Raw genomic sequence first — 23,872 nt, forward strand, 5'->3', positions numbered from 1 at the left:
CCCACCGCCGTCGACGTCGGCGATCTGTCGGCGCCTGACCGAGCTGTGCCGCGATCTGCAGGTCGATATTCTGGTGAACAACGCCGGCGTCTCTCATCCGGGATCGATTCTCGATGCCGAGGCCGACTGGATCAACACCCAGGTGGATGTCAACCTGCGCGCCGTACTGCACCTGTGCCGGCTGCTGGTCCCGGGAATGGTGGCGCGCGACTGCGGCCACGTCATTAATATCACCTCCATCGCCGCGATTTATAACTTCAATGGCAACTCTATCTATCACGCCACCAAAGCGGGAGTACACGCGCTGTCGCGCCAGCTGCGCGTCGATTGCTACGGCAAGCGGGTGCGAATTACCGAAATTTGCCCGGGGCGGGTGGCGACGGAGATTTTCGGCAATGTTTCCGGCGATCATGAAGAGGCGCGTCGTCGCTTTATCGAGGGTTTCGAGCTGCCGGAAGCAAAAGACATCGCCGACTGCGTGGCTTTCGCGCTCGCCGCGCCGGTGGCGGTCAACATCGGCAATATTGAGATCACCCCGACGCTGCAGGTACCCGGTGGGCTATCCACGATGCGTCCCGGCGACCGTGAGTCCTGAATGACGGCAAACGAGGAGGGTATATGGCACTCGACTTCAGTAACGTGATGACTGGCCACTATGGCCAGATGATTATTGATGGCACCGTCGTCACTCTGGAACTGGCGTTGGGTGCATGGCTGCTGGCCATGTTTATTGCGCTGGTGCTGGTGATGATCCGCCTGAGCAACAAGCGCTTCGCGCAGCTGTTGGTGGCGGCGTATGTCTCCTACCACCGCAACGTACCGACGCTTATTCAGCTGATGATGTGGTACTTCGCGATTCCGACGCTGCTGCCCGAGTCGCTGCAGATGTGGGTTAACGAGATGAATGCGGAGTTTTTGTTCTCGTTGGTCGCGCTGGGACTGTGCCAGGCGGCCTACTTCTCTGAAGACATCCGCAGCGGCCTGCGTGCCATCCCCGCAGGGCAGAATGAGGCGGCGAGGGCGCTGGGAATGGGGTATTTGCGCGCCATGCGGCTGGTGATTCTGCCGCAAGGGATCCGTAACGCGCTGCCGTCGGTGATTAACCACACCGTGCTGCTGTTTAAGAATACCAGCCTTGCCATGGTCATTGGCGTCGCCGAACTGACTTACGTGACGCGCGATATTGAAAACCAGACCTTCCGCACCTTCGAAGCTTATACGGTGGCGACGGTAGGCTACCTGGCCTTCTCTTTGCTGCTGATGGGGATGGGGGCGCTGCTGGCCCGCCGCTTTCAGCGCGCGTATGCGAGGTAATCTGTATGTTTGATTTTTTCACGATTCTGCACGATAACGGCCTGCTGTTGCTGATGGGACAGTATCCCGATGGTCCGCTGGGCGGCGTGTTGTGTACCTTGCTGGTGTCGCTGCTGGCGGTCCTGTTCGCTTTCCCGGTCGGCGTGCTGCTATGCCTCGCTCGCCTCTCGCCGTGGCGCTGGCTGAGCTGGCCGGTAACCTGCTGGATCTATCTGCTGCGCGGTATCCCGCTGATGATGGTGGTGTTCTGGACCTATTTCTGCGTGCCGCTGCTGATTGGCCACAACATCAGCGGCTTCAGCACCATGCTGTGTACGCTGATTATCTACGAGAGCACCTATATCGCTGAAATCGTACGCGGCGGGATCCAGGCGCTGCCCTCGGGGCAATATGAAGCCTCCCGCGCGCTGGGAATGGGGCACATCCGGGCGCTGCGCCTGGTGATTCTGCCGCAGGCGCTGTACAACACGCTGCCGAGTCTGGTCAGCCAGCTGGTGTCAATTATCAAGGATAGCACCCTCGGCTACGTGATTAACGTGCCGGAGCTGACCTATGCGGCTAACCAGGTCAGTAACCAGCTGCTGACGAAACCGTTCCAGGTCTTTGCCATCGTGGCGCTGAGCTATTACATCATTAACTTTAGCCTGACGTGGCTGGCCAATCGCCTGGAGCTGCGTATCGCCAGCAGGAGGCAAGGCGCGCAGTCCGCCACGGGAAAGCCGGTCACGGCGCTGGTTCTCGACCCGTCGTCATCACAAACTCAATAAGGAGCAACCATGCGACCGATGATTCTGTTCAATCAGGTGAATAAATGGTACGGGGAATATCAGGCCCTGACCGACGTCAGTGCCGAAATCAAAAGCGGTGAAGTGGTGGTGGTGTGCGGTCCTTCCGGATCGGGGAAATCGACGCTAATCCGGACGGTCAACCGTCTTGAGCCCATCGAACAGGGGCAGATCCTGTTTGACGGCGTCGATATTCATGGCTCAAGCACCCGGCTGAACCAGCTGCGAACGCGAATCGGCTTCGTCTTCCAGAGTTTTAACCTGTTTCCGCACGTTTCGGTGCTGGAGAATATTATGATGTCGCCGGTGAAAGTGCTCGGCGAGAAGCGCGCCGAAGCCCGGCGCCATGCCGGGGAGCTGCTGGAGCGGGTGGGGCTGTCGCACAAGGCTGACGTTTACCCGGCGCAGCTTTCCGGTGGCCAGCAGCAGCGGGTGGCGATTGCCCGGGCGCTGGCGATGAAGCCGCCGGTCATGTTGTTTGATGAACCGACTTCCGCACTCGATCCGGAGATGGTCGGCGAGGTGCTGAGCGTGATGCGCGGGCTGGCGCAGGAAGGGATGACCATGATGTGCGTGACCCATGAAATGAATTTTGCCCGTGACGTCGCCGATACGATCTGGTTTATGGATCAGGGACAAATACTGGAAAAGGCCGAGCCGGATAAATTCTTCACCGCACCGCAGCATCCGCGCGCGAGGCGTTTCCTCAATGATTTGCTGGTCCACTAGAACGTTGAGCGGCCAGCGCGTTGCGCACCTGCTGCAACAGAAGCTGCGGAGGAACTGCTGGCCTGATGGTTGTACTGCCCCCTGGCCGTGTGCTGATGTCAGGAAGTCGGTGAATATTTTTCATGGCACTGATATGGATGCCTGATATCTGCATCCGTCATCCCTTTCTGTCCTGACGGAGCCAATAAAAAAGCCGTATTGCGTTGCACGGGCGCGGCTTTGACTGCTGAAGAGAGGTCATCTGGTTTCGTCTCAACCCGGTAAGGCGAAGCCTCGGTGCCTGATATCTCAGGGAGGGCGCCGGATTTGACTCCCCGTGTTTACCGATATGGCGGGTAAAGTCTCAACGCCCCGGGAAGCGCTTTCACCTGACCTGTTGAATTCATGCCGTATCAGGATTCGTAAGGATGTACGAAAGCAAAAAGCCCGCTTAAGTTTCCTTAAGCGGGCTTTTTAAATATGGCTCCTCTGACTGGACTCGAACCAGTGACATACGGATTAACAGTCCGCCGTTCTACCGACTGAACTACAGAGGAATCGTTGTGGAGTCGTATCTTAGCGGCGAAAAAAATTTTGTCAAACATCAATTTGCCCGCAAAGGTTCAACTGCCGCTTCCATCAACAATTTGTTGCTATTACCGACAATTAATAAGGAAAAATGTTTTGCAGGAACCATCATTCTCTATCATTATTTGAAATGTAGTTTCAACTTTTCTCACTAAGGTCTCCTTTGAACGTCACCTCCGCAGTAAGCCAGGTCCTCGGACGCACTTCCTGGTTCAAAAAGCGTAAAAGTTATCGTGTACTTTACTGGCGTGAAATCAGCCCGCTTGCGGTGCCGATTTTCCTCGAAAACACCTGCGTTTTGCTGATGGGCGTACTGAGTACGTTCCTCGTCAGCTGGCTGGGAAAAGAGGCAATGGCCGGGGTGGGGCTGGCCGACAGTTTTAATATGGTGATTATGTCGTTCTTCGCCGCCATTGATCTCGGTACGACCGTGGTGGTCGCCTTTAGCCTCGGCAAACGCGACCGGCGGCGGGCGAGGGCGGCGGCAAGACAATCGCTGGCGATTATGACGCTGTTCTCTGTTCTGCTGGCGGTCGCGATCCATGCATTTGGCAGCGAGATCATTAATTTTGTTGCCGGCGATGCCTCGGCGCAAGTGAAGGCCATGGCGCTGACCTATCTGGAGCTGACGGTATTGAGCTACCCGGCGGCGGCCATTGCGCTGATTGGCAGCGGCGCATTGCGCGGGGCGGGTAACACCAAAATCCCTCTGTTGATCAATGGCGGGATGAATATCCTCAACATTATTATCAGCAGCATCCTGATCTACGGCATTTTTTCCTGGCCGGGCCTCGGGTTTGTCGGTGCCGGTCTCGGGCTCACCATCGCCCGCTATATTGGTGCCGTGGCGATAGTCTGGGTGCTGGCAATTGGTTTTAACCCGGCGCTGCGTATCTCGCTGAAGAGCTACTTCCAGCCGTTCAACCTGGCGATTATCTGGGAAGTGATGGGCATTGGCATCCCGGCGAGCATCGAGTCGGTGTTGTTCAACGGCGGTAAACTGCTGACGCAGATGTTTGTTGCCGGGATGGGGACCAACGTTATCGCCGGCAACTTTATTGCTTTTTCCGTCGCCGCGTTGATTAACCTGCCGGGGAACGCGCTGGGTTCCGCGTCGACGATTATTACCGGTAAACGGCTGGGGAAAGGGCAAATCGGGCAGGCAGAGCGCCAGGCGTGGCACGTCTTTTGGTTATCCACCATCGTTCTGACGGTGATTGCGTGGGGGACGGCGCCGTTTGCCAATCTTATCGCCTCTTTCTATACCAGCGAAGAAGATGTCAAAGTGGTGGTCAAAGAGCTACTGTGGCTTAACGCCTTCTTTATGCCTATCTGGGCCACTTCGTGGATCCTGCCCTGTGCCTTTAAAGGCGCGCGCGATGTGCGCTACACCATGTGGGTATCGATGCTGGGAATGTGGGGCTGCCGTGTGGTGGCGGGTTACACCCTGGGCATTGTGCTGGGAATGGGGGTGATTGGCGTCTGGCTGGGAATGGTGCTCGACTGGGCGGTGCGTGGCGTGCTGTTCTATTGTCGAATGGTCAGCGGGCGCTGGCTATGGAAATATCCGCGCAGCAAGATTCAAGTCGACGAAACATAACCTTTTTTTCGGGCGAAACGGTACTTTTTGCCCAAAGTGGAGAATAAATCGGCAAACGATTTAAATTGTGAAAACAGCCTTTGACAAGGCCAGGCGACGCCGTTAATATTCGCCCCGTTCACACGATTCCTCTGTAGTTCAGTCGGTAGAACGGCGGACTGTTAATCCGTATGTCACTGGTTCGAGTCCAGTCAGAGGAGCCATATTTAAGAAGCCCGCTTAAGGAAACTTAAGCGGGCTTTTTGCTTTTCTGACGCTGTCCCAGATAGCCAACCAGAATCCCGCGTCGCCCATACCCACGCGACGGCAGGCCCCAGAGGCTGTAACCCGGGTTCAGGCAGCTATCGGGCTTTCGTCCGTTGGCTTCGCCATTCCCGGCAGATCTGTTCCAGACCCTCGCGGTACGTTGTGACGGTGAAATCAGGGAAGCGATGCTTAAATTTTGCCGACTCGAACAGATTGTCATACTCATAACGCGGCAGCAGTTCCCGCAGCTCGCGGACCCTCTGCACGAAAAGTCCCGCGGCGATCAGGATCTGCTTTTTGAGAACGGAATACTCCGCCTCTCTGCCGAAAATCTCACCAGCCAGGGTGACAAACTGGCGATAAGTGAAGCGATCGTCGTCGCACGGCAGGTGCCAGCTTTGGCCGAAAGCGTCCGGCGTGTTGCCGAGGAGCGCGAGGGCGCGGCTGGCGTCAGGTGTCCAGATGAGCGTACGCAGCTTATCGTCACGTACCGGTACGCGTGGCCGTTCGCCTGTTTTCAGTCTGTCGATGATCAGGGCGTTGGTAAAACTCTGCGTCTTTCCCGGTCCATAAAACTCTGGCGCGCGCCCGATAACGACCGGAATGGCTCCGCGTTCCATCTCCTCCAGCACCCTGCTTGTCATCTGCGCACGCACTTTTCCTTTCCGCCCTCGGGGGGCGAAGCGCGTTTCTTCCGTCTGCGGATCGCCGTTCTGTGGGTACATATAGGTATTGTCAAAATAGACAAACCTGGCGCCCGCCGCGCGAGTTGCATCGAGCGCATTCTTCAGCATTGTTGGGAACTGTTGCTCCCAAAGGGCCGAGTTCGTCGGTAGCCCCGCGGCAAAATAGACAATACTGCTGCCCTTGACCGCTTCTCGCGTTTGTTCCGCATCAAGTAGATTTGCCGCGACGGTAACATCGCTGGCGTTTACCTTTCGGGGACTGCGGCTGACCAGTCGCAGGTCATCGGTATATGAGCGTTTCAACTCACGGGCAAGTTCCTGGGCAATCTGGCCGCTGGCTCCCAGAATGGTTTGCATATCAGTTCCTCATTTCAATTGGCATGCTGTACGGTATGTCGCGCCGGTTCAGTCAGCCATCAAAGGCATTATCTGATCCTGAACCCGGTCCACATACAGATTCGGCAGCATGCCTCTGTTGACCATTTAACGAGTATAAGTTTAAAGTTAACTTTAAGGTCAAGAGGGGGAAGGTATGAGAATCGGTGAGCTGGCAAAAGTGACGGGGATAACCCCCTCGCGGATTCGCTTTTACGAAAGCGAAGGGCTGATTACGCCACCTCCGCGCCAGGGAAATGGCTACCGAAATTATTCTGCCGATGTGGCCGATCTGCTGAAGATTATCGATCGTGCGCAGCGTGCGGGGTTTTCTCTGGAGCAAATTCGCCGCTTTTTACCGCAACGGCAGAAAAGGTGGGATCACGAGGCGCTGATACAGTCGCTGCAGGGGCGTATAGCGGAGATTGATCTGATGCAAAAGCAGCTTGCGCAAAGTAAGGCAGAACTGCTGAATCTGATCGCCAGCATCGCCGAGCGGCCCGATGGGATCTCATGTGAGGAGAATATGCAGCGGCTGACAGGGCAACTGCTGGATCCTGGGCGGCTAGAAGAGAGTGTCGACACCTGCCCCCAAAGTGACCAGCCGGAGTAAAACGATTTCCGCTCAGCGGGAAGCTAAGCGTTCTTCTTGCCTGCTGGCGGATGACACCTCTGTATTAAGTCACGACGCCTGTGCTTTTTTGTGCTCCAGTATTTTATCCACCCCTTCGATGAAACCGTCTCCCCCGGGACCCACGCTTATCCACGCAGGCAGCGTCGGGATGGCCGCCAGGTGATGTCGCAGGGTACTCATACCAAGGGTATGCCTGAATCCGGCAAACATCGGGGCGTCATTTTCAGAATCTCCGCTATAAAAGACGCTCTCCTGTCCGGCCCGTTCATCCAGATGGTAAAAGGTCCTGAGGACGTGACGGCTCATGATTAACTTATCGTATTCCCCGGACCAGGCCAGCACCCATAAGTTATTCACCGTGGTCTTTAACCCGGCCTCGTGCAACGACTCACGCAGCGTGTCAATGTGCGCGCTATGCGCGGGCAGGTTAAAGGCCAGGCTGGAGAGGCGGAAAGGCTGGTCTGCCGCAAGGGTTGCCCATTGGTATTGTCCGGCGATTTTCCGCGCAATCGCGGTGAGTGTTTTCTGCATGTCGGCCTGCTTGTCCGCATGCCAAAAATGGCGGTTTATCCCGTGGCCATCGGCGGCACGCTGAAAGAAAAAGCCGCCATTCTCACCGATGACGCCATCGACAGGCCACATTCTGACCATCTGATCGCACCATCCTGCCGGGGCGCCGGTGACGGGGATAACCCGAATACCGGCAGATTGCAGCCGCTCTAATGCCCTATAGGTGGCGGCGGAAAGCCGTCCGTTAAAGGTGAGCGTTTCATCCATATCGGTCAGAACATATTTTACCGAGGAGAAGAGTCCCTGTGATACCAGCGCAAGTGGTCGCATATCCACTCCCAATACAAAGAAACGATGTTATCGCGCTTTGGCGCGCAGGCGTTATAACGGAAGGCAATGAGTTATACCGTGGCTGAAGTCCGGTGCTGAGGGGAAAGCCCGCCTGTGGGCGGGCTGACGGTGGTCGGTCGTGAGCTCGGTTTGTCGCTTTCTCTTTGTCCGTCGTCGCGTCGGGAAAAGAGGGGAGAAGGTTAGCGGAACGGCGGCTCGTTGAAGGTACGCAGTTTGCGCGAATGCATGTGGTCACCCTCCGCACGCAGCAGATCAATAGCTTTAATGCCTATCTGCAGATGCTCGGAGATCGCCCCTTCATAAAAGCGGTTGGCCTGGCCCGGCAGCTTAATTTCGCCGTGCAGCGGTTTATCGGAGACGCAGAGCAGCGTGCCGTACGGGACGCGGAAGCGGTAGCCCTGGGCGGCAATAGTGGCGCTCTCCATGTCGATGGCCACGGCGCGGCTGAGGTTGAAGCGTAGCGCTGAGGCGGAATAGCGCAGCTCCCAGTTGCGGTCATCCGTGGTGACCACCGTGCCGGTACGCAGCCGCTGTTTAACCTCTTCGCCAGGCATGCCGCTGATTTGCTTGGTGGCGTCGTACAGCGCGCGCTGTACTTCGGCAATGCTGGGAATCGGGATATCCGGCGGCAGTACCGCATCCAGAACGTGGTCATCACGCAGGTAGGCGTGGGCCAGCACATAGTCGCCGATGGTCTGGCTTTCACGCAGACCGCCGCAGTGGCCAATCATCAGCCAGACGTCAGGGCGCAGCACCGCCAGATGATCGCAGATGTTCTTGGCGTTCGCCGGGCCGACGCCAATATTAATTAGCGTAATACCCTGGCCATCTTTGGTGATCAGATGCCAGGCGGGCATCTGATGCTTTTTCCACGCCAGATCGGAAATGGCCTGCTCTGGCGCCTCCGTATCGGCTGTTATCCAGATCCCACCGGCGCAAGAGAGCGCGATATAGGGGCTGTCAGGATCGAGAATCTGGCTACACCCCCAGCTCACGAACTCATCAACGTAACGGGTATAGTTGGTAAACAGAACGTACGGCTGAAAATGATCGACCGGTGTCCCGGTATAGTGCCGCAGGCGCGCGAGTGAGAAATCGACGCGGCGGGCGTCAAAATGGGAAAGCGGGTGGTGTTCGGTGGGATGGAACAGCCCGTCGGCGGTTTCATCGCCAATTTGCGATAGTTCGGTGGTCGGGAAATGGCGGGTCAGCCCCGCGCTCATCGAGCGATCGAGCGTTAAGGCAGAGCCGTCGATGACATACGGATAAGGAATTTCATGCTGCGATAACCCGACGCTGATATGCGCACCGTAATCCTGATACAACGACGTGAGCTGCTCCAGCAGGTAGGCGCGAAACAGCTTAGGATTGGTAATGGTGGTGGTGTAGCAACCGGCATGGGTGAAGCGGCCCCAGGCCCGGGTTTTTAGCGCTTTATGGTCAGCGCCGTCCCATGAAACGGACAGCTGCGGATAGACAAACAAGCCGTTAGCACGCGCGTCGTCATCCGGGAGAATGCTGTGGTTGATATATTCGCCGATGGCTTTACGTAATGCATTGACCGAACGCTCATACTGCAGTTCAAGCTGATTCAGTGCTTGTTCCGGGGTCAGACTGGCGGCCTTGTGGTTCATCTTTGCTCCTTTTTTCAGGTCTGCTGACATGCTTGATAGTATGTCACAGACGGAAAAGAGCGAAGGGGAATTTCAGTCGCTCGGCGGTGAAAGTGATTGAATTAAATATTGTTGCTGAAGGGCCGGTCGCTGATTTATTAATCAGATTTGGCGATTTCCGCCCAGCGTTCGCTGCTGAAGTGCGTGGCTTTTATCACTTTTAATGTCAGCGCAGGATTGTCATTGAGGCAATACAGGGCATTTGCCAGCGGCGTGAGTTTATCTCCGCACTGTAAAGCGCATTGCCGGGTGGTGATTTCGGCAATAACCATTAAATGCGCGCTTTGTAATACTGCGCAATAATCTTGCGGTTGCTTGGATGATTGTACTTTTTTTACCCACCACTCCATAAGACATTCCCTGTTCAGCGTTATTTCAGGCGATAATTGCCCGTTACCTTTTTTCTTACAATAAGAATAGCCTAATGGTTTAGGATGCGTTTAATCTGAAAAGATTCAGAATATCGTCACGTGCATAATGGTCCGAATAAGAATACCGATGATAGCGCCAGGGGCGGCAAAGCGGAACAGCCGAACAAAGCGCGAGCTCACGCCAAGGAATATACCAATGCCGGGCAGATCGAAGGTCTGGATGAAGAGTCCGGCGGAGGCGTTGAGTTGGCTGATGGTGACTTTGCCTTGCTGCACCAGTTCAGAGACCACGCCAAAATAGGCCGTACCGCCTGCGATACATTTGACCAGCGCAGGAAGGACAAAATTGACTGGAATATGCAGCCACTGTAGCAGCGGCATCAGCAGATGCTGGAGCATGTCGATGATGCCGGCCGCCTGCATCACCCCGACGATGGTTAATGACAGGATCAGCATCGGCACCGCGCCGAGCGCAAGACGAATGGCATCCGATCCCGCATTGTTAATGACCGCAATCACGCCCTGGCTGTTTTGTTCGGCGTTGGGTAGCACCTCCGCCCGGGCATTCTCTATCACTGACAGACGGCGCCCGATGACGTGCCAGGTGACCGCCCCCGCGCACAGACCGCCGATAATCGAAATGCAAATCGAGGCCATCCAGTGCAGTCCGAAAGGGGTGAGAGGGTAAAAGACGTTGCCCTGACCCATGGCAAAGACCATGGCGAGCGTTGCGGCCATCTGGCGATCTGAGACGCCACGCTTATCCATAATGGCCAGCGTCGCCAACGGTGCGGCGAAACTGACGAAGTTAATCTGAATCAACGCGAATGCGCTCATCCCGCCAAGGCCAAAAGGTTTGAGCAGCGGCGCGACCCAGCGGACGATAACGTCCAGTACCCCGCGGACTTCCAGATATTTCATGATCATCAGCATGACGACCATAATGGGTAATAGCGTATAAAGCGCGACATCAACGGAGGATTTTCCCGCCGACATAATAATGCCGATAAGATCCATTTAACTCTCAAGCACCGAATAGCGAAATGATAATAGCCATCATCATAATCCTCGTCAGACGGAAATGATACGCCTTAATGGTAGCGCTCGCGCCGCACCGGGCTATTATTGTGGTGTAAATAAGAAAATCATATTTCGGGGATTATTATTAAAATAAAACTTATGTTTGCCCCGGGCATTATTCGATGAACGCTGCGGCTTATCCGTGGGAGAGATGAAAAATGGACAGGTCTGTCGAACGCGGGTCAGAGGATAGCCCCTGCTCGAGATAAAAAGCGCGAGGGGCCGCCAGGAGACTCGTTCCCGGCATATTGTCGTTCGGAGCGCGACGAGTCACGGAGGAGGGCTGAGATTGAGTGGGCTCAGATCTCTCCGGTTACAGCGTGCGATAAGCAAAGTGTCAGCATCGGTCTGGCGGCGACGGCCTCCACCACTTTCAGCGATCCGTTTAATCTGGCGCGTAGCTTTTCATCCCTCGATCATATCAGCCGCGGTCGCGCCGCGTGGAACGTCGTGACCTCTTTTTCTCGCGATGTGGCGCGCAATTTCAGTCGCGAAAATATGCCGATGCACGCCGAGCGCTACGCGGTGGCCCATGAATTCCTCGAAGTGACCTGCACATTATGGGAAGGCTGGCAGGAGGGGGGCAACCGGATAAGGCGAGCGGGCGCTATTTTGTCGACGAGAAAATTCAGGCCGTGAACCACCGGGGAAAAGGCGAACATTTTCAGACACTGAGGATTGGCTGACAAAATAGTATGTGAGGGATAAATGCAGAAAAGCAAAAAGCCCGCTTAAGTTTCCTTAAGCGGGCTTCTTAAATATGGCTCCTCTGACTGGACTCGAACCAGTGACATACGGATTAACAGTCCGCCGTTCTACCGACTGAACTACAGAGGAATCGTGTGAACGGGGCGCATATTAACGGCGGCTCATGGCCTTGTCAAAGGCAGAATCACCCGAATCTGTTTGATTGCTGACAATTTCAGCAACAGGGATGCGTTTGCGCTGTTTTCCATCAATGCGCACCGTTGTGGTGCAAATATACCCCTAATGGGGCATAGCGTAATCCGCTTACCGGGCAAATAAATACTCTGTTGCTATCAGAATCGCTTATCACGCCGCCTGTAGCGGCCTTTGCACCGATGCAAAAAAACTGGCAAGCAAATTGCAAAACCTCTGTAACTCAATAGCCAGCGTTGGTACTGGCTTTCCTTACAGGAGGCAAAATGAACTTAAGACGACTGAAGTATTTTGTAAAAATCGTCGATATCGGCAGTCTGACCCAGGCTGCTGAAGTCTTGCACATCGCACAACCGGCGCTGAGCCAGCAGGTGGCGACCCTGGAAGGCGAACTGGACCAGCAGCTGCTGATTCGGACAAAGCGCGGCGTTACCCCGACCGAAGCCGGGAAGATTCTCTATACCCATGCGCGCACCATCCTGCGTCAGTGCGAGCAGGCGCAGCTGGCGGTGAATAACGTGGGTCATACGCTCAGCGGCCAGGTCTCGATTGGCCTTGCGCCGGGGACCGCGGCTTCTGCCATTACCATGCCGCTGCTGCAAACGGTGCGCAATGAGCTGCCCGAGGTGATGGTCTATCTGCAGGAAAGTAGCGGGACAATCCTTAACGATAAACTGCTCAGCGGTCAGCTGGATATGGCCGTGCTCTACGAGCGTTCGCCGGTAGCTGGCATTATCAGCCAGCCTTTGTTGAAAGAAGATCTTTATCTGGTGGGGACCCGCGATTGCCCGGGACAGAGCGTCGATCTGACCGCGGTGGCGGAGATGAATCTGTTCCTGCCGCGCGATTACAGCGCGGTACGTGCGCGGGTGACGGAAGCGTTCACCCTGCGTCGTCTGTCGGCGAAAATTATCGGTGAAATTGAATCCATTACGACGCTAACCGCGGCGATTGCCAGTGGAATGGGCGTTACCGTGCTGCCAGAGTCCGCCGCGCGATCGCTGTGCGGAGCGGCAAACGGCTGGATGGCGCGGATCAGTACGCCCTCGATGAGTCTGTCGTTATCGCTGAATATGTCGGCGAAGGGCAGTCTGTCACCGCAGGCACAGGCGGTGAAAGAGATTTTGCTTTCGCTGGTGAGTCGTCCTTCGCTGGAAAATCGTGAATTGTTGCTGGTAAGTTAATCTATATTCCCGAAAGGAATAAGTTGCTGGTTTTTATTATTTGTTAGTAAGGACAACAGACTTTAACAATAGAGCATATGTTATGTCTGATAGCCCGGAGGAAAGGGTGAATTTCCAGCAACTAAAAATTATTCGTGAGGCTGCCCGTCAGGATTACAACCTGACGGAAGTCGCAAATATGCTGTATACATCGCAATCGGGCGTGAGCCGTCATATCCGTGAACTGGAAGAAGAGCTGGGGATTGAGATCTTCATCCGACGCGGTAAGCGTCTGCTGGGGATGACGGAGCCGGGTAAAGCGCTCTTATCCATTGCGGAACGCATTCTCAATGAAGCCAGCAATGTCCGCCGTCTTGCCGACCTGTTTACCAACGATGCCTCCGGTGTGCTCACCATTGCGACTACTCATACCCAGGCGCGCTATAGCCTGCCGCCGGTGATTAAAGCTTTCCGGGAGCTCTTTTCCGATGTGCGGCTGGAACTGATTCAGGGCACCCCTCAGGAGATTGAAGCGCTGTTGCATAACGGTGGCGCAGATATCGGTATCGCCAGTGAACGTCTGAGTAACGATCCGACGCTGGTGGCTTTTCCCTGGTTCCGCTGGCATCACAGCCTGCTGGTGCCGAAAGATCACCCGCTGGTGCAAACGACCCCTTTAACTCTCGAAGCTATTTCTCGCTGGCCGTTAATTACCTATCGGCAGGGCATCACCGGGCGCTCGCGTATTGATGAAGCCTTTAACCGTAAAGGGCTAATGCCGGATATTGTCCTTAGCGCACAGGACTCCGACGTCATTAAAACCTATGTTGAGCTGGGACTCGGCGTCGGGCTGGTGGCGGAACAATCGGGCGATGCCCGGGAGTCAGACACCTTTACCCGCCTGGAAACCCGGCACCTTTTCGATGCGAATACCGTCTGGTTAGGGCTTAAACGCGGGCAACTGCAGCGCAATTATGTCTGGCGGTTTATCGAGCTGTGCAACGCCGGGCTGTCGCTGGATGAAATTAAACGTCAGGCAATGGAGCCGGAAGAAGCGGCCATTGATTATCAGATTTGAAAGATTTTCGCGGTGGCGGATAAAGGAACAGCGGTCCGCTGCCACGAAGAGGTGAGAAAAACGCTATAATTCATTCACGATTGTCGCGACTGAGGAAGGGAAATAAATGGTGCGGCGTGTGAAATGGTTTTGCTCTTTTTTATTTATTCTCTCAAGCCAGAGTGCGCTGGCCGTAAGTTATCCGTTGCCGCCGGAAGGAAGCCGCCTGGTGGGAAGCCCGCAGCTGATTACCGTACCGCACAATAATACTCAACCGCTGGAAGCCTTTGCGGCGCAATACGGGCAGGGGCTGAGCAATATGCTGGAAGCGAACCCCGGCGTTGATGTCTTTCTACCGAGGTCGGGTACGACGCTGGTGATCCCGCAGCAGCTGATTTTGCCTGCTACGGTTCGTGAAGGCATCGTGGTCAACGTGGCGGAAATGCGCCTCTATTACTATCCGCCGGAAGGCAACACCGTTGAGGTTTTGCCAATTGGTATCGGCCAGGCGGGGCGTGAAACGCCGCGTAACTGGGTCACGACCGTAGAACGTAAGCAGGAAGCGCCGACCTGGACGCCAACGGCCAACACGCGGCGTGAATATGCCCGCAGAGGCGAAAGTCTGCCGGCGTTCGTTCCGGCCGGGCCGGATAACCCGATGGGACTGTACGCGATTTATATCGGCAGGTTGTACGCTATTCATGGCACTAATGCTAATTTTGGTATCGGGCTGCGCGTCAGTCAGGGGTGTATTCGCCTGCGGAATGACGATATTAAATATCTGTTCGACAACGTCCCGGTTGGCACCCGCGTGCAGATTATCGATCAGCCGGTGAAGTTTACCGAAGAGCCGGACGGTAGTCGCTGGGTTGAAGTTCATGAGCCGCTGTCGCGTAACCGCGCAGAATACGAATCGGACAGAAAAGTGCCGTTACCCCTGACCGCAGGCATTCAGGCGTTTGTGAAGGGGGTGGGTGTCAATGTGATTCGGGCGGAGCAGGCTCTCGAACGACGCTCAGGCATGCCGGTTAATATCAGCGAGGCTGGCACCCAAAGCCATATCGGGAGCTAGCGGCGCGCGATCGTTGGCGTGGAAATAACCCATTGCGGGTGAATTCAAAAGCAGCAAAGCAAAAAGTCCGCTTAAGTTTCCTGAAGCGGGCTTTTTAAATCAGGTTCCTCTGACTGGGGGACCTTCATCACTCACTGGCTGATGAGTTAGCTAAATGAAAATCTGCAGGCCCCCCTCATTTAAGTAAAAATAAAAAATCTTCGTTCATCATCAGGTCCTTTAAAATCAGGGAATATTCTTATTTCTCCTCTATGAATCATCACAGCTGGCACATTATACGCTGAATATTTTTAAGCGTGGGGGCGAGCCCTGGCGTGAGATTTGTGGATGATTTTTTAAGGAAAGATAAAGAATCCTGATTGATTTATTTAATTTTTTAGATAAGTCATAATTGATTTAAATCAATGAGTGAAAAAATAATGATTAAAATCAAGCGCATCAATGAATTCTGTTTATGAAATTATCTCAATAAATCACAATATAAGAATTATATCGATTGCTGGATAAAATATAACAGTGCTGACTATATTTTGGATGATTTGTTTTGCCTATCAAATAATGGATATCTATTGGTTAAAAACAGTTGGTCTGCTCCTCGGAGCTGTGATTATACTGGGACTGTCTTAATGTTTATTAAGAATTAAATGCGTGCTTTAATTTGTTAATGATGGCAGGAAGTCTAATATGCATATTTTATTGCTGGTTTTCTTGATGAATAAGATATGTTAAATCCGTAGTAGATTATATTAATTATAGTTGTCTCGCTTCCATCTGTTCGTTATTAGTCATGTTGTATCAGGAAGTCTCATAACCCGCTACCCAAACAATAAAACAATCTCTGGTGGGGTTATTGTACGTAGTGGATTATTGCCAGTGCCTGAATTTTACCAGGAGCCTTGACGTAAACGTATGCATAACCATTATATTATAAATGGAACCGTTGAGTTTCATCCGGCAACCAGTACGTTGCGCGACCTTAATAATCATGACAATGTTATTATCTTAAATTCACCAGCCAGTCGGTGTTTATTGCTTCTTATTGAACGGATTGGCAGTATCGTTACCCAGCAAGAATTCCTGGATATTGTCTGGACAAAATGCGGTATGCAGGTATCCACTAATACATTTTATCAAAACATTTCTATCCTGCGTAAAGGCCTTAAAAAGATGGGCCTTGATGAAGAGCTGGTGGTGACGATTTCGCGCGTGGGGTTAACGCTGGCCAGTGGCGTATATATTAAAAAACTGACCTCCGAACAGCAGGTTGAAACCAGCCCTATGCCTTCTAACGGTATCAATTTTGATGAAACGCTGCAGGAACGGACACTTAAAACGCAACCTCCATTATCAATTCAGGTTGATGGCGAATCGGCGATAACCGAGAACGAAGAAATACAACCACCGGAACACCCGGAAACAAGGCGCAAGACAGGATGCCGTCACTCATTGCCAGGCGTGATGACCGGGGCGCTACTGACCATTATTCTTAGCGTAGGATTTATCGCGACGAGTCGTTATGTTGAGGGGCAAAACCAGTACTTTTCTCACTACGACTTCCTGAAAACCATTGAGGGTTGTCACATCCATCTCTCGGGCGCCATTATCTCTGATAAAGAGCGTTCCTCCGCTCTCAGACGAGCCAGCCAGTTCCTGGAGAACTGCACAAATTATCCCTGGGTATACGTTACTCGTTTTCCGCTGCTGCCGAGAACCTCCGTTATTCGCTGTGATAAGCAGATGAACGAACCCAACAGTTGTGTTTCTGATTATTTTTTTGAGGACCAGTAAGTGAGAATTAGCCGTAAATTAAAGGTACTGCTGCCGGTATTAACGGCAGCGACTGCCGCGGTGTTCATTTATTCATTATGGAGTAAAAAAGGGCCTGATGATTTTTCCTGCGTTGCCAGCTTTTCTCAGCATTATGCAAATGAAAATATCGATGTTTCACTCCGTTTTATGTTTAGCGGTCAGGCTGGCGTGGTGAGTATTAATGGCCGTGCGCGATCTGATCCGCAGAATATTTTTAACCGTAAAATATCGTTTATCATGCGCCGGCATCAGGATATCTATTATATGACATCAGAGAAAAATATTAAGTTTCCGGATGATAATGTGGACGATGGCTGGTTGAGTCAGTACCAACCTGATTTTTTCGTGTACCCGGACAAGAGTCTTCATATTCGAATAAACCAACAAAAAAATGGCAACTATCTTTTTATGATCTCAGCGCTACCTACCTATATCTGTAATGCCGCTGATTAATACGTTGCGGAAAAGAAAAAGGTGCAGAATGATCTGCACCTTGTGGTTAGTCAGGCAATCATGCGGCCCGCATGAAATCTCCGTTGCTGACGTTGTTGGCAAACTGGAGCACAGTAGAAGTCACTGAGCCCGGGTCATCCCAGCCGACCACCGCGCCACCGACGGCTCCGGCAACGACGCCGATCAGGCCGCCGCCAATCATCCCCACCAGCTGGCCGATGGCGCCAAAGCCCAGGACTCCGCCGCCGTCACCACCGTGCATCCCCCCAATGATCGCGCCAGCACACCCGGCCGCCGTTGCGCCGAGAATCGCGCTGGTCAGAGAGCTAAAAAGACCCGCGCCGGAGACGGCATCAATTTCCATTACGTTTAATTCGCGCATTTGTTTCTTCCTTTAGTTAAAAATAAAGTGTAATTACAGAAATATTCCGGCATTAATTTCTGCCGGTCATTTCTGATGTATGAATTATGCCTATGGTATATGTTTAAATAAATAGAATTACTTCTATTTTACCTGGTTCATTACTGGTTTTTGTAATTTCAAGGTGCTGGTTTTCATGTAAAAACAGCAGGCGATAGTACTAGGTGTTTAAAATGAAGCGCTTCACGCAACGATGAAGCCGGACAATCTCTCTTTCCATGCTCCCTTTGTCAGGGTATACGCTGGTAAAATTGATAATATCCTGACCGGCAATGCAGGATGCCAGAGTAACCTGCCAGACGCGTTGCCCGCTTGCTGATACGAAAGTAAATATAATTTCTATTGTCTCACCAAATACATCGTCGTCTTTCCATTCTTCCATTTTGACAAAATTAAATTGTTTAAATATTTTTTGAGCATTGTCCAGTTGCAATGATATTTGCTCAGCGAAAGACCTGCCGGGCAGCATGCGGTCGCGATTAATCGTGATTTGCTGCCCCTGGTGGAATGAGATGATATTCACAGCCTGGTTTCTAATCTCTTCTTCAAAATCTACGGTGCCTTCAAGGCATACTAAACGGTTAGCCATATTCTCTCCTGTATGTAAGGCTATGGGGGATAAGGGGGAAGGGTTGCCAGTTTTAATCACAAATCAAACCTGCAGGACTGACTGTGAGTTTTTGATGGCATGGATAAAATCATGCTTTGCCACTTCAATGACGCCGCGGCTATGGATCTCAATAATACGGTCTGCGCTTAAAATGGTTTCCGGACGGTGAGCAATGATGATACGAGTGACATTCATATGCCTGATGGCGTCATTGATGGCGCTTTCCCGGGCAATATCCAGGTGACTCGTCGCTTCATCAAGGATCAATAGCCGCGGGTTTCGATACAGCGCTCGCGCGAGAATAACGCGTTGTATCTGCCCGCCGGAGAGGGAAGATCCCATGTCGCCGACCATACTGTTGTAACCCATCGGCATCGCCATTATGTCATCGTGAATCTGCGCGATTCTGGCCACGCGTTCAACCCGCAGCCGGTCGAGGCTGGCATCAAAGAAGCTGATATTATCGATGATTGAACCGGCAAAGAGCTGGTCTGTTTGCATCACGCTGCCGATCAGATCGCGGTAGAGGGTCATCCCGAGTTTTCTATGGTCGATACCGTTGATACAGATGCTGCCATTCTCTGGCTTAAGTAACCCTAACAGCAGTTTTGCCAGAGTCGTTTTACCCTGTCCGGAAGGGCCAATAATAGCGATCGATTCGCCGGCTTCGATCTCCAGGTTGAAGCCCGTAAAAATTTCGCCATCGGTGGCGGAATAGCGAAACGAGAGCTGATGGATGGCCAGATGCACCGGCCCCTCCCGATCGGGCAGCGAGGCGCTGCTTGCCAGGTCCGGTTCTTTTTCGCTCAGCACAATGTCCGCGAGACGTTCCCCATGCAAACGCAGCATTTTGAAATCAATCAGTGCGTTAATCAGCCCGGCGGATCGCGAAATAAACTGGTCAGAAAAGCTGATAAAGGCGACCAGCATCCCGCTGGTAAAGTTGCCATCCAGCACCTGCGCGGCGGCCAGCCAAATCAGTACGATTTTGCCCACACCTGAAATAGTGCCCTGTAACGTACTGAAACCGATAGAGAGTTTCTGGGTAGTAATCCCTTTGTTGGTGGATTGTACGGTTTCATTGGTAAAGGTTGAAACACGCAAATCCTGTTTATTGTTGAGCTTGATCGCCTGAACCCCGCGAATGGATTCCAGCAGCTGCGACTGTGCCTGCGCCGAAGCCAGCAACTGGTCTTCACTCGCCTGGCGGAAAGGTTCGAATGAGATCCAGCGGATCAGCGCGTAGAGCAGAAACAGGCCAATAACGATAAACGTCAGGGAGGTATTGTAGGCAAATATCACCCCCAGGGTGACCAGGGCCATGATGCCGTCGAAGATAGAGGAGATAAACCGGCCGGTCAGCGTGCTTTGGATATTCGCGATGGAGCCAAAGCGTGACAGGATGTCACCCACGTGGCGATCTTCAAAATAGCTTAGCGGCAAACCCAGCAGGTGAGCACACAGGTTGCTGGACCACTGTACGCTCAGCATGCTGGAGAACCAGGTCGTTACCCAACTGCGCAGTGCGCCAATCAGATTCTGGAACAGCGTAATAAAAATGAACGCCACGCCAAGCAGCGTCAGCAAATCCCGATCGGCCGAGACCAGCACCTGGTCAATGACCCACTGCATATAAAAGGGCGTAATGATGCCGAAGAACTCGAGTGCCAGCGAGAGCAGCGCCACCTGGATAAATGCTGAACCGATGCCAGAGACGTTACGGATCAGACTCAGCATCGAGATCGATTTTTTCTCATCCTTCCGTTCAAATGTGGCGGCAGGATAGAGTTCCAGCGCTACGCCGGTGAAGGATCGCGATACCTCATCCATCGCCACCTTACGCGCGCCGCGCGCCGGGTCGTGAATAGTAAGGGTATTTTTGTTAATACTTTTCAGCACCACGAAATGGTTCATATCCCAGTGCAGGATGCAGGGTAGCTTCAGCTTATTGAGCTCATCCAGCTCAAGACGTACCGCCCGGCAGCCCATATCTAACTTTTGCGTAAAGGACATGACGTCGGCCAGCGTACTGCCTTTTTGTGATGAGGGAAAACGATGACGCAGGGACACCATGTCTATCTGATAGCCGTAATAGCCGGCAATCATACCGACGCAGGTCAGCCCGCATTCTGCGGCCTGGGTTTGTCGCAGGACGGGGAGTTTATGGCGAAACGACAAATTAAGTTTGTGAAAGAGATCCATGATCAACCTGAGTTAACATTTGAAATTATAAAGAGGTCATTTTGCCAAGCGCATTCAGCGGCTCGAGAACCCATTCATAGATACGGCGCTTATCGACGATAAAGTCTGCGTCGAGCCCGCTGCCGGGACGCAGGCCTATCTGTTTGCCGTAAGCTTGTACCGACTGGCTATCGAGCGTGACCTTGACCTGATAAAGCGGCTCCTGAATCTGGGTATTGCCGGTGATACCGGCGATTTCCTGAGGTGACAGGGGGGATGTCGAGATTTCGCTGACCGCGCCAGAGTGCTGGCCAAATTTTTGCCAGGGAAAGGATTCATAGCGCAGCACCACCCGCTGACCGGTGTGGATAAAACCGATGGCCCGGCTGCTGAGCAGGATCCTTGCCTGTAGATGGGCGTTGTCCGGAAGAAGCATGGCGATAGTTTGCCCGGCGCTGACAATCTGCCCCGGCTTCACCAGCACGGCGCTCACCGTACCCTCTTCCGGCGCGCGCAGATCCACCGAACGGCGTGATTCATTTTCCATCATCGATTGCGTGATATCCGACAGTTTTTGCTGCAGGTCATTCTTTTGCTGGAAGTAGGTAAGAGGCTGCTCACGTAGCTGTTGGCGTGTTTGCGCGTGCTGTTGCCTGATTTCGATACGTTGACGGGCGACGTCCTGTAATCGTACTTTGGCATCCAGCAGATCGCTCTCCTGCTGCTCGACCTGGGTATTAGAGGCGTAGCCTTCGGCGCGCATCGCCGCCATTTTATCGACCTGCTTTTGGCTCAGCGCAATTTGCCGCTGACGCTGGCGGTAAATGGTATCCAGCTCCGTCGTTTGTTGTGCCAGCAGGCTGCTTCTTTCTTGTAAGGATTTCAGCGCCTCAGCGTTACGTTGTTCCAGATTGGTTAACTGTTGAGTCAATCCCTGGGACTGGATCTCGAGCTGTCTGGCTATTGCCTCGCGCGTCTGGCCATAGCGTGCGGTAGAGATTTCGGAAGACACCGTGGCGATACGTTCGCCTTTTTTTACCCCAGCGCCTTCACGGACGGGGAGGGCGGTAACGGTGCCCGCCGTCAGGGCGGTAATGGTCATGATGCCGCTTTCCGGTGTCAGAACCCCTTTCGCCGTTTCCCGCTTTGTGTAGCTTCCCAGGCTACAAAAGCCGACCAGCACGATAGTCAGGGCGCATACCATCGCCACGATCAGCCAGCGGAAAGGAGGGCAGTAAAGTGCTACCGGACCTAACACTTTGGTTTTGTTCGCGTCCAGCGATTCCTGACGAAATAAGTCGTGATTCATTGTCGAAAGCTCCGGTTAGGTGGCACTGCAATCAAGACTGCGCATCGCGGCGTAATCCAGCGATCCAGTGGCTGATTTTAAGTTGACGATCGACTGGATCAGCGCGTTCTGAGTCTGAGCAAGATCCTGAATAGCCTGGTAATATTCATTTTCTGCGTTAAATTCGTCGATCAGCGTCCGCTGGCCGAGCTCCCGCCCATAGCGGGTTGCGTTCAACCGTTTACCTGCCGAGCCGATCGCTCGCTGGTAAGCTTTAATCAGCGAGCGGGCGTTTCGTACCCCCGACATTGCCTGTAAGGTCTGCTGTTCCGCTTTGCGACGCGCATCAATCAGCAGATCTTTGCTTTGTTCAAAGCGATGGGCCGCTTCCAGACTCTGCGAAATGTGGCTTCCGCCGGCGAACAGGGGAATGGAGATATTGATGCCAACGGTGGTGTTATCTGTTTTGGCGGTGGTGCCGAACAGGTCATCAAGTACGTTACTGTCTTCCGCCCGGCTCCAGTTTTTGCCATAACCGGCCTGTAAGGTAACAACCGGCAGATGGCCGGCAGTGGCCGTGACCAGATCGGCTTCGCTGCCTTTAATGGCTTGTAGGGCGGCGAGAACATCAAGATTGCTCGCCGCCGCCGTGCGCTTTAATTGTTCTGGATTCATGTCGTCAACATAGCGAACGCAGTCCAGGCTCCGATCGGCGATGTCCCGAGCGTCCAGACCGGTCAGCTGGTGAAAAGTCACTCTGGCATCATTAAGGCTGTTTTCGGATGCCAGTTCATCAGCGACCGCTTTGTCATAATTAGCCTGCGCCTCCGCTTCATCCAGCCGCGTTCCATCGCCTAACTTCAACGATTTTTGTACCTGTTTCAGCCGCGCATCAAAGGCGGCAAGGATTTTGCGCTGGGTTTCGAGGACGCTGCGCTGATACACCACGCTGTAATAAGCCGTTACCACGTCAGCGATCATTTTTTGCTGCGCGATCAGGTAATTCACATCGGCCAGATCGCTGATGACCACGGTTTTCCGCCAGTTAGCATATCTGGCGACGTCAAAAACAGGCTGCGTCAGATTAAAACTGTAATTATGCCGGGTGACGCCAGCGGAATAGGCGGCGTCCGGCTGATCGGTCTTATTCCAGGCGGCGTTGAGGGTGACAACCGGCAGTAATCCGGCAAATCCCTGATATTTTTTTTGTGCATCAGCTTCATGCGCTCTGCGCGCCGCATTAAATTCGGCGTTATAAGCGCTGGCTGCCAGCAGGGCTTGCTGAAGCGACAGCGCACAAGCTCTGCCGGACAACAATAATCCGACGATAAGCGAAATAAGTATTTTGTTAAACATGGTGTTCCACAGGACTTAGTGATTAAAAAAGGTGTTCTGATGTAAAAAACGCTGTAATTCACTTTCGTTTGCGAGATGCAGTTTATCCATCGCCTTACGCTTCTGCGTCGAGACGGTGCTCATGGCACGACATTTCTTCGAGGCTATTTGTGACAGCGAATAACCCTGATTGATCAGGTTGAGAACCTCCCACTCCTTGGTGGTCAGTTCATCCGATGAATGTTGCAGAAGTTCTTTAATCGTCTGTGATATATAAGGTTCTGCATGAGGGGAGGCGATCGCCTTCGTCAATGCGCTCAGCAGTTCATGAGCAGTATCATGTGGGCTGACCAGAATATTCATGCCTGAACTCACCATTTTCCTCAGCAACACCGGCTTCATATTTTGGGCGAAGAGTACGGTCACCGTTCGCTGATGAGGGCAAATAACGGAAAGCATTTTTCTGATTTCCGTTTCGTGGAAAAAACCATCGAAAAGGCAGGATGAATTAATCAGCAGAATATCTATTTTATTATTTTCAACCGCGCTTAACAGTGCGTTCAGATTGGGTAAATGATGTAGCCTTAAATAATGTGTTTGCAGTTCACGCTGTAAACAGGTGGTGATGAGGTCATAGGTCATGAAATATTTATGAAAGTAGG

The 23,872-nt window shown here is 53.1% G+C and carries 22 protein-coding genes, 3 tRNA genes and 2 pseudogenes; 14 read left to right on the forward strand and 13 right to left on the reverse strand.

The window, feature by feature from the left end:
* From GRPL_RS12860 to GRPL_RS12845, 4 genes and pseudogenes are all read left to right on the forward strand, one after another.
* A pseudogene (locus GRPL_RS12860) lies at window positions 1-595 on the forward strand (SDR family oxidoreductase); the annotation flags it as partial.
* 23 nt (window positions 596-618) lie between these two features.
* Entirely contained in the window at window positions 619-1,314 is a 696-nt protein-coding gene (locus GRPL_RS12855; protein WP_032686848.1) for an amino acid ABC transporter permease, read from the forward strand.
* Window positions 1,315-1,319: 5 nt separating this feature from the next.
* Complete coding sequence (locus GRPL_RS12850) at window positions 1,320-2,081, forward strand: amino acid ABC transporter permease (protein WP_032699237.1); 762 nt, start codon at window positions 1,320-1,322, stop codon at window positions 2,079-2,081.
* A gap of 9 nt (window positions 2,082-2,090) precedes the next feature.
* Window positions 2,091-2,828, forward strand: a complete 738-nt coding sequence (locus GRPL_RS12845) for an amino acid ABC transporter ATP-binding protein (protein WP_032686850.1) — start codon at window positions 2,091-2,093, stop codon at window positions 2,826-2,828.
* A 460-nt stretch (window positions 2,829-3,288) separates the two neighbouring features.
* Here GRPL_RS12845 and GRPL_RS12840 read toward each other — a convergent pair.
* A tRNA-Asn gene (locus GRPL_RS12840) sits at window positions 3,289-3,364 on the reverse strand.
* Between the two features lie 6 nt (window positions 3,365-3,370).
* Here GRPL_RS12840 and GRPL_RS28505 point away from each other — a divergent pair.
* The 3 genes from GRPL_RS28505 (at window position 3,371) to GRPL_RS12830 (ending at window position 5,198) form a co-directional block, all read left to right on the forward strand.
* Window positions 3,371-3,550, forward strand: a complete 180-nt coding sequence (locus GRPL_RS28505) for a DUF5951 family protein (protein ID WP_219637347.1) — start codon at window positions 3,371-3,373, stop codon at window positions 3,548-3,550.
* A gap of 8 nt (window positions 3,551-3,558) precedes the next feature.
* On the forward strand, window positions 3,559-4,995 hold the full coding sequence (locus tag GRPL_RS12835; RefSeq protein WP_032686851.1) for an EmmdR/YeeO family multidrug/toxin efflux MATE transporter: 1,437 nt from the start codon (window positions 3,559-3,561) through the stop codon (window positions 4,993-4,995).
* Window positions 4,996-5,122: 127 nt separating this feature from the next.
* A tRNA-Asn gene (locus tag GRPL_RS12830) sits at window positions 5,123-5,198 on the forward strand.
* Between the two features lie 138 nt (window positions 5,199-5,336).
* On the opposite strand, the gene GRPL_RS12825 is transcribed toward GRPL_RS12830, so the two are convergent.
* Window positions 5,337-6,284 (reverse strand): NAD-dependent epimerase/dehydratase family protein, encoded by a 948-nt coding sequence (locus GRPL_RS12825; protein ID WP_032699239.1) that lies wholly within the window; start codon window positions 6,282-6,284, stop codon window positions 5,337-5,339.
* Between the two features lie 175 nt (window positions 6,285-6,459).
* Here GRPL_RS12825 and GRPL_RS12820 point away from each other — a divergent pair, with 175 nt between their 5' ends.
* The gene (locus tag GRPL_RS12820) at window positions 6,460-6,915 is read left to right on the forward strand and encodes a MerR family transcriptional regulator (protein ID WP_032699241.1); all 456 of its coding nucleotides are present in this window, start codon (window positions 6,460-6,462) and stop codon (window positions 6,913-6,915) included.
* A gap of 69 nt (window positions 6,916-6,984) precedes the next feature.
* On the opposite strand, the gene GRPL_RS12815 is transcribed toward GRPL_RS12820, so the two are convergent.
* The 4 genes from GRPL_RS12815 to GRPL_RS12800 form a co-directional block, all read right to left on the reverse strand.
* Window positions 6,985-7,776: an HAD-IIB family hydrolase gene (locus GRPL_RS12815; RefSeq protein ID WP_032699242.1), complete on the reverse strand. Its 792-nt coding sequence runs from the start codon at window positions 7,774-7,776 to the stop codon at window positions 6,985-6,987.
* A gap of 200 nt (window positions 7,777-7,976) precedes the next feature.
* Complete coding sequence (locus tag GRPL_RS12810; protein WP_032686855.1) at window positions 7,977-9,431, reverse strand: AMP nucleosidase; 1,455 nt, start codon at window positions 9,429-9,431, stop codon at window positions 7,977-7,979.
* A 137-nt stretch (window positions 9,432-9,568) separates the two neighbouring features.
* Complete coding sequence (locus GRPL_RS12805; protein WP_032686856.1) at window positions 9,569-9,820, reverse strand: histidine kinase; 252 nt, start codon at window positions 9,818-9,820, stop codon at window positions 9,569-9,571.
* A 105-nt stretch (window positions 9,821-9,925) separates the two neighbouring features.
* Window positions 9,926-10,858: a nucleoside recognition domain-containing protein gene (locus tag GRPL_RS12800; protein ID WP_032686857.1), complete on the reverse strand. Its 933-nt coding sequence runs from the start codon at window positions 10,856-10,858 to the stop codon at window positions 9,926-9,928.
* A 402-nt stretch (window positions 10,859-11,260) separates the two neighbouring features.
* On the opposite strand from GRPL_RS12800, the pseudogene GRPL_RS27765 reads away from it, so the two are divergent.
* Window positions 11,261-11,589 (forward strand): annotated as a pseudogene (locus tag GRPL_RS27765) (LLM class flavin-dependent oxidoreductase); the annotation flags it as partial.
* Window positions 11,590-11,682: 93 nt separating this feature from the next.
* On the opposite strand, the gene GRPL_RS12795 reads toward GRPL_RS27765, so the two are convergent.
* A tRNA-Asn gene (locus GRPL_RS12795) sits at window positions 11,683-11,758 on the reverse strand.
* A 329-nt stretch (window positions 11,759-12,087) separates the two neighbouring features.
* Between GRPL_RS12795 and nac the strand changes: the two genes are divergently transcribed.
* The 5 genes from nac (at window position 12,088) to GRPL_RS12770 (ending at window position 17,375) form a co-directional block, all read left to right on the forward strand.
* Window positions 12,088-13,005, forward strand: a complete 918-nt coding sequence (gene nac / locus GRPL_RS12790) for a nitrogen assimilation transcriptional regulator NAC (RefSeq protein ID WP_004864391.1) — start codon at window positions 12,088-12,090, stop codon at window positions 13,003-13,005.
* Window positions 13,006-13,111: 106 nt separating this feature from the next.
* A complete protein-coding gene (gene cbl / locus GRPL_RS12785) occupies window positions 13,112-14,062 on the forward strand; it encodes an HTH-type transcriptional regulator Cbl (protein ID WP_015583978.1) in 951 nt (316 codons plus the stop codon).
* A 106-nt stretch (window positions 14,063-14,168) separates the two neighbouring features.
* The gene (gene ldtA / locus GRPL_RS12780) at window positions 14,169-15,113 is read left to right on the forward strand and encodes a L,D-transpeptidase (protein ID WP_094898035.1); all 945 of its coding nucleotides are present in this window, start codon (window positions 14,169-14,171) and stop codon (window positions 15,111-15,113) included.
* Between the two features lie 909 nt (window positions 15,114-16,022).
* Window positions 16,023-16,901, forward strand: coding sequence for a winged helix-turn-helix domain-containing protein (locus tag GRPL_RS12775; RefSeq protein WP_032699243.1), 879 nt, complete (start codon window positions 16,023-16,025; stop codon window positions 16,899-16,901).
* The gene (locus GRPL_RS12770) at window positions 16,902-17,375 is read left to right on the forward strand and encodes a YqeJ family protein (RefSeq protein ID WP_048619355.1); all 474 of its coding nucleotides are present in this window, start codon (window positions 16,902-16,904) and stop codon (window positions 17,373-17,375) included.
* A 58-nt stretch (window positions 17,376-17,433) separates the two neighbouring features.
* Here GRPL_RS12770 and GRPL_RS12765 read toward each other — a convergent pair whose 3' ends face one another.
* The 6 genes from GRPL_RS12765 to GRPL_RS12740 form a co-directional block, all read right to left on the reverse strand.
* Window positions 17,434-17,757, reverse strand: coding sequence for a hypothetical protein (locus GRPL_RS12765; protein WP_032699244.1), 324 nt, complete (start codon window positions 17,755-17,757; stop codon window positions 17,434-17,436).
* A gap of 199 nt (window positions 17,758-17,956) precedes the next feature.
* Window positions 17,957-18,385: a DcrB-related protein gene (locus GRPL_RS12760; RefSeq protein ID WP_032686860.1), complete on the reverse strand. Its 429-nt coding sequence runs from the start codon at window positions 18,383-18,385 to the stop codon at window positions 17,957-17,959.
* Window positions 18,386-18,448: 63 nt separating this feature from the next.
* Window positions 18,449-20,608 carry a peptidase domain-containing ABC transporter gene (locus GRPL_RS12755; RefSeq protein WP_032695324.1) on the reverse strand — a complete coding sequence of 720 codons (2,160 nt, stop codon included), beginning with the start codon at window positions 20,606-20,608 and terminating at the stop codon, window positions 18,449-18,451.
* Between the two features lie 25 nt (window positions 20,609-20,633).
* Entirely contained in the window at window positions 20,634-21,896 is a 1,263-nt protein-coding gene (locus GRPL_RS12750) for an HlyD family secretion protein (RefSeq protein ID WP_032686862.1), read from the reverse strand.
* A gap of 15 nt (window positions 21,897-21,911) precedes the next feature.
* On the reverse strand, window positions 21,912-23,231 hold the full coding sequence (locus GRPL_RS12745; RefSeq protein WP_032699246.1) for a TolC family outer membrane protein: 1,320 nt from the start codon (window positions 23,229-23,231) through the stop codon (window positions 21,912-21,914).
* A 15-nt stretch (window positions 23,232-23,246) separates the two neighbouring features.
* A complete protein-coding gene (locus tag GRPL_RS12740; protein WP_162180080.1) occupies window positions 23,247-23,852 on the reverse strand; it encodes a helix-turn-helix transcriptional regulator in 606 nt (201 codons plus the stop codon).
* Window positions 23,853-23,872: the final 20 nt, after the last annotated feature.

Source organism: Klebsiella planticola ATCC 33531 (assembly GCF_000735435.1).
In the GTDB taxonomy this organism is placed as follows: Bacteria; Pseudomonadota; Gammaproteobacteria; order Enterobacterales; family Enterobacteriaceae; genus Klebsiella; species Klebsiella planticola.